11 protein-coding genes are annotated in these 12,495 nt (G+C 40.7%); 8 read left to right on the top strand and 3 right to left on the bottom strand.

The genetic code is table 11. The features are described from left to right. Positions 1-2: 2 nt before the first annotated feature. The 7 genes from U5J89_RS05000 (at position 3) to U5J89_RS05030 (ending at position 7,424) form a co-directional block, all read left to right on the top strand. Entirely contained in the window at positions 3-1,490 is a 1,488-nt protein-coding gene (locus U5J89_RS05000) for a SusD/RagB family nutrient-binding outer membrane lipoprotein (protein WP_322574509.1), read from the top strand. A gap of 19 nt (positions 1,491-1,509) precedes the next feature. Then, positions 1,510-1,992, top strand: a complete 483-nt coding sequence (locus U5J89_RS05005; RefSeq protein ID WP_322574510.1) for a hypothetical protein — start codon at positions 1,510-1,512, stop codon at positions 1,990-1,992. Positions 1,993-2,092: 100 nt separating this feature from the next. Further along, positions 2,093-3,004, top strand: coding sequence for a serine hydrolase (locus tag U5J89_RS05010; protein WP_322574511.1), 912 nt, complete (start codon positions 2,093-2,095; stop codon positions 3,002-3,004). Then, positions 3,001-4,041, top strand: a complete 1,041-nt coding sequence (locus U5J89_RS05015; RefSeq protein ID WP_322574512.1) for an LD-carboxypeptidase — start codon at positions 3,001-3,003, stop codon at positions 4,039-4,041. The genes U5J89_RS05010 and U5J89_RS05015 overlap by 4 nt, the downstream gene beginning before the upstream one ends. A gap of 19 nt (positions 4,042-4,060) precedes the next feature. Then, positions 4,061-5,050 (top strand): hypothetical protein, encoded by a 990-nt coding sequence (locus U5J89_RS05020; protein ID WP_322574513.1) that lies wholly within the window; start codon positions 4,061-4,063, stop codon positions 5,048-5,050. Positions 5,051-5,214: 164 nt separating this feature from the next. Continuing rightward, positions 5,215-5,736: a peptidoglycan recognition family protein gene (locus U5J89_RS05025; RefSeq protein ID WP_322574514.1), complete on the top strand. Its 522-nt coding sequence runs from the start codon at positions 5,215-5,217 to the stop codon at positions 5,734-5,736. A gap of 338 nt (positions 5,737-6,074) precedes the next feature. Next, entirely contained in the window at positions 6,075-7,424 is a 1,350-nt protein-coding gene (locus U5J89_RS05030; protein ID WP_322574515.1) for a D-alanyl-D-alanine carboxypeptidase/D-alanyl-D-alanine-endopeptidase, read from the top strand. A gap of 32 nt (positions 7,425-7,456) precedes the next feature. Here U5J89_RS05030 and U5J89_RS05035 read toward each other — a convergent pair whose 3' ends face one another. The 3 genes from U5J89_RS05035 to U5J89_RS05045 all read right to left on the bottom strand — a co-directional run bounded on the left by U5J89_RS05035 (position 7,457) and on the right by U5J89_RS05045 (position 11,940). Further along, positions 7,457-8,800 (bottom strand): aspartate kinase, encoded by a 1,344-nt coding sequence (locus tag U5J89_RS05035; protein ID WP_322574516.1) that lies wholly within the window; start codon positions 8,798-8,800, stop codon positions 7,457-7,459. A gap of 74 nt (positions 8,801-8,874) precedes the next feature. Continuing rightward, the gene (locus tag U5J89_RS05040; RefSeq protein ID WP_322574517.1) at positions 8,875-9,936 is read right to left on the bottom strand and encodes a serine protease; all 1,062 of its coding nucleotides are present in this window, start codon (positions 9,934-9,936) and stop codon (positions 8,875-8,877) included. Positions 9,937-10,089: 153 nt separating this feature from the next. Continuing rightward, the gene (locus U5J89_RS05045) at positions 10,090-11,940 is read right to left on the bottom strand and encodes a sodium:proton antiporter (protein ID WP_322574518.1); all 1,851 of its coding nucleotides are present in this window, start codon (positions 11,938-11,940) and stop codon (positions 10,090-10,092) included. Positions 11,941-12,194: 254 nt separating this feature from the next. Here U5J89_RS05045 and U5J89_RS05050 point away from each other — a divergent pair, with 254 nt between their 5' ends. Further along, complete coding sequence (locus U5J89_RS05050) at positions 12,195-12,446, top strand: hypothetical protein (protein ID WP_322574519.1); 252 nt, start codon at positions 12,195-12,197, stop codon at positions 12,444-12,446. The last annotated feature ends 49 nt before the right edge of the window (positions 12,447-12,495 follow it).

A 12,495-nucleotide genomic window follows, 5' to 3' on the forward strand; every position in this document is an offset into this window, starting at 1 on the left:
CCATGATACGATCAAAAAAATATATTTCGATCTTAGCAAGTATCCTGATTGTTTTCGCCTTTGCAGCATGCGAAAATTATTTGGGTGGTGACACTAATCAAGACCCAAACAGGGTTTTTAAAGATGATATCGGGTTAGAGGCTTTACTGCCTCCGGTATTAGTATCAACAAGTGAAGCTCATTACAATATTGCTTTTACTTTTTCCAGATATGCTCAACATATTTCTTTCACGTCCGATATTGCTCAGCAAGAGACCTCGTTGAATGGAGCTTGGACAGAAATTTATCTGGCAACGCTTAATAACTTGGATGTAATGGAGCAAAAAGCGACTGATGCCGGTGCTTCACACTACTTAGGTATTGTGAAAGTAATGCAGGCATATAACTTAAGTTTGGCCACACATGCCTGGGAAAATATTCCGTGGTCAGAAGCCTTCCAAGAGGGTGAATTTTCTCCGAGTTACGATTCACAAGAGCAAATTTATTCAGATATTCAAACACTCTTGGATGAAGGTATTGCAGAACTTCAAAAATCATCACCATCTGGATTAGATGGCCCGGGTAGTGATGACTTAATTTACGGAGGCGATATCTCTAAGTGGATTAAAACTGCTTATGCTTTAAAGGCTCGAAATGCGATTCATCTGACCGAGAAAGGTGCGGTTTCAGCAGCAAATGAGGCACTTTCGGCTTTGTCAAATGCATATACCAGTAATGCTGATGATTTTCAAGTAGCATATAATACCGATAAAAATCTTAATCCCTGGCACACTAGTGCCTATCTGGCAGCGCAAACTGGTAACCCCGCACCTGATCATGCAGATCAGCTCATCGATATGATGAATGGTGAGACATACCCTGAAGAAGATCCCCGCCTTCCGATCATTGCAAGCAACGGTGGTAATGCCGAATATTATGGAAGTGAGAGTGGTAACTTTGGGGTAAACAATGATGCTCCTGATAATAGTTCTAACACCGTTTTTACTGACGAAACTTTCCATTCAAGGGCAGATGCCCCCATCATTATGATGACCTATGCTGAGATGAAGTTCATCGAAGCAGAAGCTGCATTTCTAGCATTTAATAGCGGAAACGCTTCGGCTACCGGAGCTTCACAACAAGCTTATAATGCCTACATGGATGGCATACAGGCCAACATGGATAAACTTGGAGTTCCAGAACCTGAAAGAGATGATTACATGAATGCACCCAGTGTAGATGTTGGACCGGCGAATTTAACGATGGAGCTTATCATGAAAGAAAAGTTTAAAGCTCTGTTTTTAAATCCTGAAGTGTATAATGATTATCGTCGCTACGATTTTGATAATGCGATTTTCAAAGACTTAGAACTTCCTGCTAATCATAATCCCAAATTAAACGGTGAGTGGATTCAAAGAGCTGTTTATCCGAGTTCTGAGTTAAGTCGTAATTCAGAAGAAGTCGGAAAGGCACAAAAAGATATTGGAACCCCAATGTGGTTTTATAACTAATTAAAAAGAATATCAGATTATGAAAACACTAGCGATTATAAAGAAATTAGTTCTGTTTGTAGCTGTTGGTCTCTTGCTAATGTCTTGTCTTAAGGAAGATAATTGGTTAAAAGATAATATTGAGGAGACGGGCAGGCATTATCCGAATATTTCTGACTTCGAAATTGAAAATTTAAAGGATGAATATAATGAAGGGGAAGTTGTACAATTGGATCTTCTGTTTTGGTCAGAAGACCCAATAGAGGAGATTGTACTGCGCGATTCTGTTGTTAACGAGAGTGCTCAACAGGTATACAGTCGGTTTTCTCCCGATGAGGCAACGTTCTCTGAAGCAAGTCAGACTGACTCGCTGAGAATTGAATATCAGATTCCAACGGTACCGAATGATCCGTCACAGATTAATTTGGAAGTCGAAATTGTCAACCAGAATGGATTGTCAATGACCAATGTTGAGGCGGATAATTTCGCGGCTGGACCTATAAATATCACTGTTATTAAGTGATCTCAAAAAGATAAGTATTCATCACTATGGTAAAGCTCTTCCTCGAATAAGAGCTTTACCATTTCTATTCCAGATTAAGAGAAAAATATTTTTTTGTAGTATGGATGTAGATAAAGTACGTTATTTTTTTATAGCCTTTCTTTGTTTTGGGATGATTATTGGTTGTAAGCAGCAGGAGGTTCCTAAAAACAGTTCTGAATTAAAATCTGATATCCAGGAAAGACTGCAAGAATTAGAAGGGGATTTTGCGGTAGCGTTTAAAAACATAGATGATTCCAGCCAGAGTGTTCTGATTAATGAGCGGGAGATGTTTCATGCGGCAAGCACAATGAAAACGCCAGTAATGATTGAGCTCTTCAAACAGGCTGAGGCCGGACAGTTTTCATTAGATGATTCCATTGAAGTAAAAAATGAGTTCCGAAGTATTGTCGACAGCAGCCGTTATCAGATGGATATCAGTGAGGATAGCGAAGGTGAATTGTACAAGAAGGTCGGTAAAAAGCGTACTATTCGCCGGCTTATCGATGATATGATTACGATGAGTAGCAATCTGGCAACGAATATTCTCATAGAAAAAGTGGGCGCCCAAAACGTAACACAAACGATGCGCAGTTATGGGGCTGACAGCATTAAGGTGTTGCGGGGGGTCGAGGATATTAAAGCATATGAACGGGGTTTAAGTAATCGTACAACAGTTTTGGATGAATCGATAATTTACGTGCGGTTGGGCCGTGGACAGGCGGTAAGCGAAGAGGCTTCAAAGGAAATGATCGAGATTCTGAAACAACAGAAATTTAATGAGATGATTCCTGCCAAGCTTCCAAATAATGTAGAAGTTGCACACAAAACGGGTTGGATAACAGGAGTACAGCACGATTCGGGGCTCGTTATACTGCCCGATGGGCGAAAATATGTGCTGGTATTACTTTCTAAAAATGCTCCCAACAGAGAGAATGTGATATCTGCATTCGCAGATATTTCAAATTTAATTTATAAATTCGTTACTCAATGAGCAGCCGAAAAGATTTCTTAAAAGTGTTAGGGCTATCGGCTTTTGCCCCTTTTTTTAATAATGCCGTTACGGGGCTATTCCGTCCACAAAATATTGTAAAACCTAAACGGCTTAGTAAGGGAGATACTGTTGGGATTGTGAGTCCGGCTGCCCCTGTTTACGGGGAAGAAAAAATCGAAATCATGAAAGAGTCGATGCAAGCCTTGGGCTTTAATGTGGTAATCAGCGATCATGTGACTGATCAGTGGGGATATTTTGCCGGGCAGGATAAATTACGGGCTCAAGAAGTCAATAAAATGTTTTCCGATCCTAAAATTGATGGCATTGTCTGTGCCCGAGGCGGGTGGGGATGCAGCCGAATCTTGCCTTACTTGGACTATGAGATGATTTCTGAAAATCCTAAAGTTATCATTGGCTATAGTGATGTAACCTCTCTGCTTTTGGCTCTTCATGCAAAGACAGGTCTGGTAACATTTCATGGTCCCGTAGGAACATCGGAGTGGAAGGATTTTTCCGTCAATTACTTTAAATCTATTTTGATGGAAGGCAAGACAGTAGAGATGATTAATCCCCAAAAAGTTGAAGATACACTGACCCAAATTGATGACAGGGTATCAACAATTCGCAAGGGCAAAGCTAAAGGCCCGTTAATGGGAGGAAATCTTACGGTGTTAACAACAATTATTGGCTCAGATTTTCTGCCGGATTGGGATAATGCAATTTTGTTTTTAGAAGATGTGAATGAGGGTATTTACCGGGTAGATCGAATGCTTACGCAGATGAAGTTAGCGGGTATTCTGGATCAAATTAATGGATTTGTATTTGGTAAATGTACAGAATGTAATCCCGGAAGTGGGTATGGGAGTTTTACCCTTGACCAAGTTTTTGACCATCATATTGAGCCGCTGAACATTCCAGCATGGTCGGGGGCCATGATTGGACATATCAGTAAGAAATTTACCGTTCCTATTGGCGTAGAGGCTCAAATCGATGCTACGAAAGGAATCATCAAAACGCTTGAACCAGCTGTTCGATAAAATTATTTAGCACCTTTTTATGCTCAATATCATTCAATTAGGACTTGGCCCCATCGGCCAACAACTAACACGCTATCTTGTTGAACGAAAAGGAATTTCAATTGTGGGAGCAGTGGATCCCGATCCTCAAAAAGTCGGCAATGATGTTGGATTATTTGCCGGTATTGAGGAGTTGGGGATCAGAATTTCGCCGAATCTGGAATCCTGCGAAGCAACTGATAGTGCTGATTTAGCGGTGATCTCGACGGTTTCATCTCTGCAAAAGATGGAGTCTCAAATCAAAGAGGCTGCTGATTATGATTTGGATGTCGTATCAACGTGCGAGGAGCTTTCACATCCCTGGCAAACGCAGCCCGAGCTTGCTCAAAGCATTGATAATTATTGCAAACAAAAAGAGATTGCTTGTGTTGGAACGGGTGTAAACCCGGGCTTTTTGATGGATTATCTGCCATCGGTTCTGACATCGGTTTGTCGAAATGTTGAGCATATCAAAGTAGAGCGTATTCAGAACGCAGAGCCGCGCAGGAAGCCGTTTCGAGATAAAATTGGAGTGGGCCTTACCGAATCAGAGTTCAAGGAAAAAGAACACTCTATTCGTCATGTCGGGCTAAAAGAGTCGGTGTATATGATTGCGGATGGTATGAACTGGACGTTGGATAACGTTGAGGAAACACTTGTGCCTGTAAAGGCTGATAAGGCAATTCAAAATGGCAAAATTAATGTAAGTGAAGAGCAGATTGCCGGTGTAGAGCAAGTAGCTCGTGGATACATCGACGGGAACGAAGTAATTGTACTTGTTTTTAAGGCTGCCGTCGGAATTCAAGAACCGCACGATACGGTGACTATTTCCGGAGTGCCGGATTTTAAATCAACAATTCCGGGAGGAATCAACGGAGACATTGCAACTTCTGCTATTATTGTGAATGCAATACGCACCATATGCCACGCTTCACCAGGACTTAAAACGATGCTTGATATACAAGTGCCGGCTTATTTTTCTAACATCTAATTTCAAATCAAATGATAAAATATTTCTCAATATCCCTTTTATTAATATCGGTTATATTCGCGGGATGTGGGAATCAGCCCTCATTTAAAATTCACCAGAAACCTATTCAATTCGATTCTACTCGTGCACAGCTTTCACTACAGTATCTGTCTAATCGATATGGGATGGAGCAAGAGAAGCCAACCATCACTCCGAAAATGATTGTTCTGCACTGGACGGCTATTCCTACTTTTGAAAAGTCATACGATTTCTTTTACGATTCGCGTCTTAATCCCAAAAGGAAAGATATTGAAGATGAAAGTGCATTGAATGTATCGGCCCATTATATGGTGAAACGGAATGGCGAAATCTATCAGTTATTGCCGGATACTCTTTTTGCCCGGCACGTAATTGGGCTAAATCATGCCGCTATCGGAATCGAAAATGTGGGAACGAAAAATAATCGGCTCACGGATGCTCAGTTGCAAGCGAATGTCCATTTGATTCAAGAGTTAACCGAGAGGCATAACATCGAGTATTTGATTGGGCATTATGAATATACTTTGTTTGAGGAGCATCCTCTTTGGAAGGAAAAGGATGACGGATATAGGACGAAGAAAATAGATCCGGGTAAAGAGTTTATGGAAAAAGTTCGAAATCAAGTTGCCGATCTTAATTTAAAAGGACCTCCCGAACGTATCAGATAATTGGAATCGGGGTTATTTTGTTTTCCTCAAAAAAAATATTGGATAGATATTAATAAAATCGAAGTAAGTAACGTGAGTTCGACATAAGAAAATGTTTACAAAGGTCATAGGACGCCATACCCCTTCCTGTCATTTCGACCAACGTGGAGAAATCTCATTAATGGTAGTAAAGGCTCCTGTTTCGTTGCTTCCAACCAACGAATGAGATGTCTCGGCAAGCTCGACATGACTACAGGAAGGGGTAAAGAACTCTATTTGATGGAATTTATCTCGAACTCACATTAAGTGATAAAAAAGATTATCTATGAGTTTGGTTACGTTCAAATATTTCAATGTTTGTGCTTCTAATATTATTGGGCATAAGTGCATGTCAATCTACAGAGGAACTTACCGAAGAGCCCCCGAAAATTGAGCAAAAAGAAGCAACCCCGCTGGCAACAATGATTGACACTTCCCAGGTATTTTCGGCAAATCTTACGGGATTTGCCCTCTATGATCCGGAGACCGATTCAATGATTCACAGCCAGAACGGCAATCGCTATTTTACACCGGCCTCCAATACCAAGCTCTTTACCTTTTACACCGGGTTAAAACTCCTGCCGGATTCGTTAAAAGCGCTTGAATACGAAGTGCGCGGAGACTCACTGATTTTCTGGGGAACGGGTGATCCTTCGTTTTTGCATCCCGATTTTGGTAACAAGAAGGTCTACGAGTTTCTAAAAAACCGGGATGAAGATCTCTATTTTTCCGATTCCAATTTTGACGATGAGCTGCTGGGACCGGGATGGTCTTGGAGCGATTATCAATATTATTATCAGACCGAAAAAGTGCCTTTTCCTATTTTTGGGAATGTAGCAAGGTTTACGATACAGGAGATTGAACTTCGCAAGATTGCTGAAACCGATAGTGGGCTGGCGGTCTCTCCCAAATATTTTCAGTCGTTTGTAAAAGAAAATGGACACCGTGATGATTTTCTGCATCGCGGTATGACTGACAACACATTTTCTTATAAAGCTGAGGCCGATACCAATACTTATACGATTGATAAACCGTTTCATTACAGCCCCGAATTAGTTACCGATATGTTGTCGGATACTCTCGGCAAAACAGTTGAATATGTGGAAATCGAGCGTCCGGAATCTCCCCAAAAGATATACAGCATTAAATCGGATACGGCCTATAAGCGTATGCTGCGTCCCAGTGATAATTTTATTGCTGAACAGTTGCTACTGGTAACCGCTTCTGAGCTGGGTAAGCCGCTGAATTCCAGAACGGTGATCGAAAAAATGAAGGAAGAGTATTTGGATTTCTTGCCCAGAGAACCGCAGTGGGTAGATGGATCGGGATTATCGCGCTATAACATGTTTACACCCAAATCCATGATCCGACTCTTGGGGGCTATTGATAATGAGTTTGTCGATGATGAAAAGTTGTTTCATTTACTCCCTGCAGGCGGAGAGCGGGGAACAATCAGGAGTTGGTATGCCCCTCGTGATGACAGAGAAAAACCGTATGTTTTTGCAAAAACGGGCACACTCAGCAATAATCATTCACTGAGTGGTTATTTACTGACTAAAAGTGGCAAGAAGCTGTACTTTAGCTTTATGAATAATCATTATGTGGGTTCTTCATCTGTCGTAAAAGAAGAGATGGAAAAGGTGCTCTGGTATATCCACAGTAACTTCTGAGGCTGTAAAAGTTACAAATACTAAAGAGGTGATCAGCTGAATAGTTTCTGATGGATATCTTTTACAACAGGAAGAACCTGATCTTCATCAACGACAATATTGAGATTCCCTTTAAACTTGCTATAGGAGATTAAATTTTGTGGTACGTTTTTAACCTTGGAAAGAATATCTGTAACCAGGGAATTTTCGTTGCTGCAGCCAACCAGGCTGATAATACCCTGATTGTTTAATATCTCTACCGAGCCATAGCTATTAAGTTGTTCAATGGCATTGTCAAGATTATCACCATTTTCGATACCAATTGAAACGGATGCCTCGGTGGTTGTTACAACATCGACAGCAAGATGGTGCCAGCGCAGAATGTCAAAAACGCCCGCCAAAAACTCGTATCCCATTACCGTTTGTGATGATGTGACCGTAACGATGGTACAATTTTGTTTATAAGTGATCGCCTTAACTGGTCCGTTTTTTGTAGATTCTGAAGAAATACAGGTTCCGGGTTCATCAGGGTCAAAAATATTTTTTACCCATATGGGGATTTGTTTTTTGGAGGCTGGCTTAGTCGTAGCGGGATGCAGAACCTTGGCACCAAAGTATGCCAGTTCGGTGGCTTCTTGAAAACTGAGTTGTGGGATTGGTTGTGCATCGGGTACAAAGCGGGGATCACAGGTATAAATTCCGCTTACATCAGTCCATATTTCAATGGCTTCGGCATCAAGAGCTGCACCGATAAGACTTGCGGAATAATCGGAGCCCTCGAATCCCAGCGTGGTCGTTTGGCCGTTTTTATCCATCCCATAATAACCGCCCATAACGGGAATGTTACCTTTTATAATTAACTTTTTGAGGGATGGGGCTTGATTGGCAATATAATTTTCATCGGGATTGGCTTGTCCGAAATCAGAGTCAGTGCGAATAATGTCGGCGGCGTCGATCCATTGGGTAGCGATTCCTGTAGCTGATGCACACTGGGCAAATAAGTAAGAGGAGAGCTGTTCTCCGATCGAGGCTATGGCATCCTTCTTTTGTTCCGTTATTTCCTGTTCGCTGCTGATGGCCTCAAGCTGGGTTTCCAATTCTTCAGTACGCTGATCTATCCATTTGTTACAATTGTCCAAAACGGACTCCTCACTCTGGTGTTCATCAAAAAAAACCGTAATTATTTCTTTGTGTCGCCTTTTGATGTCTGATGCTATACGATGAGCCTCTTCGACATCAACGAGGGCTGTTCTTGCTGCTTTTATGAGTTCACGGGTTGTTCGAGCCGTAGCAGAAACGACTACAAAAGGAGATTCATAGCGTTTAATAATATCAATTACCTGTTGCCAGGTTTTTGCATCGCTCATTGAAGTTCCGCCGAATTTGAGAATGCGCATCAACTGCTAATTTTTAGTGATAATTTGTTTATGAGCGTAAAAAATGGGGAAGAGATGATTTTACTATCAAAAATTTAACGTTGCAGTGTGGATAGTCGTTTAAATCCCTTGCTTTCAAGAAGGGGTTGTTGGGCACTCAAAAACTCTTTTACCTGGTTGATGGGAATGGCTTGAGTGATCCCATAATTAATACGGGTTTTTTGTTGTACAAAAACCGAATCGGAATAGGGACGTGTTATTCGGCTATAGTTGTCGCTTTCTGGACGTGGTACAAGCACTTGTTCTCTGGTAGCCGTTGACGAACTTGCCATCCCCACCCATTGGAAAGACTTAAAATTATTATTGCTGGCTAATATCAATCCTCCGCTGATACCTGGATTAAAGGAAGCATCAGTAACGAAAAAACGATCATTCCAACTTTCTGAAGAGCTGGCTAGCCCCCGGGTAACCATGGGATAGCTTTTTGGAAAACCAAGTACATAAATCAATGAACCCAATTGTAGAAAATCACTGTTTCCTGCTTTAACTGAAAGGGGATATAAGTCCAAGTTTCCTGTTTGGTCAAATTCAACATTTAAAAGGGCTAGATCGAAACGCTTATTTGTAGCTAAAACTTTGAATGGTTGTAATTCGGTAGAAGTATAAACGAGATTGGTTTGATTTTTTTTGATACTGATAGATTCAATATAGGTCTCATCCGGTATTTCCGGTCCTTCGTAGTAGGTGATCATTGTATCAGGAAAAAAGACCGCATGTTGGCAAGTGATCAGCAGGGAGTTGTTAATATTCTGGTCAAGGATAATAGCGGTACCGCTTGTACTTTCTTCAGCGGATGTTCGAGATGTAGCAATATCTTTTGGCTTGTTGGTTTTAATATCGGCCAGTGTTATAGCTTTTCCGCTAAAACTATAATTGTCATAAAATCCGGTAGATACAATTCGTACAACTGATTGCTGAGCATCTTTTAATTGAGAACTGATATCCCGGTGCGGAAATGCAGAAGTATAATATTCAGAATACTCTGTTTCTGGCTGTTGATCAGAAGATTCTGTGGACAATGATTGCTGAGAGCTACTACAGAAAGTAAGCGTTAAAGCAATTATTAATAACGATGATATTGCTAACCAGTTTTTCATGGTATAGTTATTTAGTTAATCATAAGTAGGTACTACAATAACACGATACAATGAGTTTTACTGAATTGCACTATTTAAGTTTACAAAATCCTCTACCTATTTATAAAACGGATTGGCGAAATGGGTAGTATATGTTTCAGTATTTTATTTTACCTACTCGAGTTCAGAAGCCTCAATAGATGGGTTCTCCTGCTTTATTTGTTGTCGGGTTTTTTCATCCAAATAGATATAAAATGCTTTATCGCCAGCAGTGGGTGAGGGCGGATTATTAACCGTATAGGGATGAATTTGGTTATTTGAGTCGATTAAGAACAGGGGGATATATTGCTCTCCAATTTGCTCTTTAAATTCACCAGCAGGATTTTCCTCATCAAATGTTTTCGATTGGATTTCCGGATGTTCTGTAAAAAAGCGTGATAAATTATCATAATTTAATCGTTCATGAAATAGAATGCGTCCACTCAAATGGCTGGTTATATCCTTATTTTCTATCTCGCCCTGTGTATTGGGGGCAAGCTGAAAAACGTGAGATCGACCAAGAATATCTTCAAACCGAAGAGCTGCCAATGAATTTGTTTCATCATTGGGCGTTAGTGATAGCATTCGTCCTACGCCGTCAAGATCTAATTCTTCCATGGCAAATTCTGATAGGATATTACCGTGGTAGGTTTCAAGTCCCATAGACTTCGCCTGGCTTATATATTTCCAGTTCGTATCTGCAACTAACACTTTAAATCCTTCATCTTTAATTGCTTTGGCAATTTTTAAGGCCCAGTTGTGAGCCCCAAGAATTAGAAGCCCATTGGGTACCGGCTTGGCAACACCTAATTTACGGGCTACCCATGCTGCCGGCAGACCGTAAATAGTGACCGTGCCGATAATCACGAGGAAAACAATAGGTACGAGTTGATCGGCATGTTCAAAACCATTTTGTGTTAAACTTATTGCGAAAATAGAAGAGATTGATGCTGCTACAACACCACGCGGTGCCATCCAGCATAGAAAAAGTTTTTCGCGCCAGTTGATATCAGAAAAATATGTAGAAATGTATACTCCAAGGGGACGAGCAACAAGAATGAGGATAGCAAGAAAGACTGCCAGGTCCCAGCTCAAATTTTGGATTAAGCTACTCAACTCTACCCGGGCTGCCAAAAGTATAAATAGAGCAGAAAGCAAGAGTACTCGCAAGTTTTCCTTGAATTCTATGATGTGACGAATGTGAGCCGTTTTTTGATTTGCTAATGCGATACCCATTAAGGTGGTAGCCCAGAGACCCGATTCATGTTGGATCATATTGGAAATGGTGAATACTGTGACAACTACCATAAGGTTGACTGGATTTTGTAGATAATCGGGTAACAGGTGACGCTTTAGGAGAAAATAGATCAATGCGGCACCGCCCAAACCTACCAGCGTACCCAGAAAGATTGTTTTCATGATGCTTATTACAGCAACACTGGTAGCCGCTGAAAAGCTGGTGCTTAAAATAACTTCAAAGACGAGAACAGCAAGCATTGCTCCAATGGGATCGATTACAATCCCTTCCCATTTTAGGATGGAACCTACCTGTCCTGAGGGGCGAACTTGACGAAGCAAGGGAATGATAACTGTTGGTCCGGTAACTACGAGGATCGCCCCTATTAGTATGGCAAGTTCCCAATCAAATACAAAAAGGTAGTAGGCCGAAACGGCTGTAATACCCCAGGTTAAGATTACACCTATACTTACAAGGTTGCCAACGGTGCTGCCAATATCTTTAAGTTCAGAAAAACGAAGGCTTAAACCTCCTTCGAAAAGAATAATAGCAACAGATACCGAAATGAATGGAGGAAGCAGATCACCCATTAATTGATCGGGATCAAGGAGTCCAAAAACCGGACCTGCAAGGACTCCGCTAATAAGCAAAAGGAGAATAGCGGGTAATTTAAAGCGCCAGGCAGCCCATTGTGCGCCTATTCCAAAAACTAAAATGCTTGTTATTCCTATTAAGAGAGATTCGCCCATGAATTGTGAGGAATAAGGTTTAATTGTTCCAAAAGGTGAAAATCTATAAATGAGGTGTTAGAAACAACATTATTTCGGATTTCTTGTTAAGGGGTATTTGAAGACTAGTTGTTTGTTTAAAATAAGTTGAGAAGGAGCTTTTAAATATCGCTATGGAATTAAAAACATTTAAAAACTGCTCTAATAATTTTAGGAATAACACAATCCTTGTATTTTAGTGGTTACAATCGATTTAACATATCAAGCAAGGACTGATGAACAGCCAAATAAAAAATAAACTCATTACAGAATTTTCCTGGCTGTTGGGAATTATTATTGTATCAGCTGTATTAGAATATGCTGTTATCGTATTTTTTAACCTGCATCCGATATTAAGTGTTAAGATACAGGGATTTATCGGACTAATTGTAATCGCTTATATTATTCGTATGGTTGCAAGAATGGGTAAACAGGGAGTTATTGTTTTTGAGGATGATGAACAGGAAGAATCCGGTGAACGGGAATAATACTATTCAATAATTATTTTTAAACAGGCTGTTTTCTCAATTCTGAACA

The sequence above is a fragment of the Fodinibius sp. genome, assembly GCF_034521915.1.
Classification (GTDB): Bacteria; Bacteroidota; Rhodothermia; order Balneolales; family Balneolaceae; genus Fodinibius.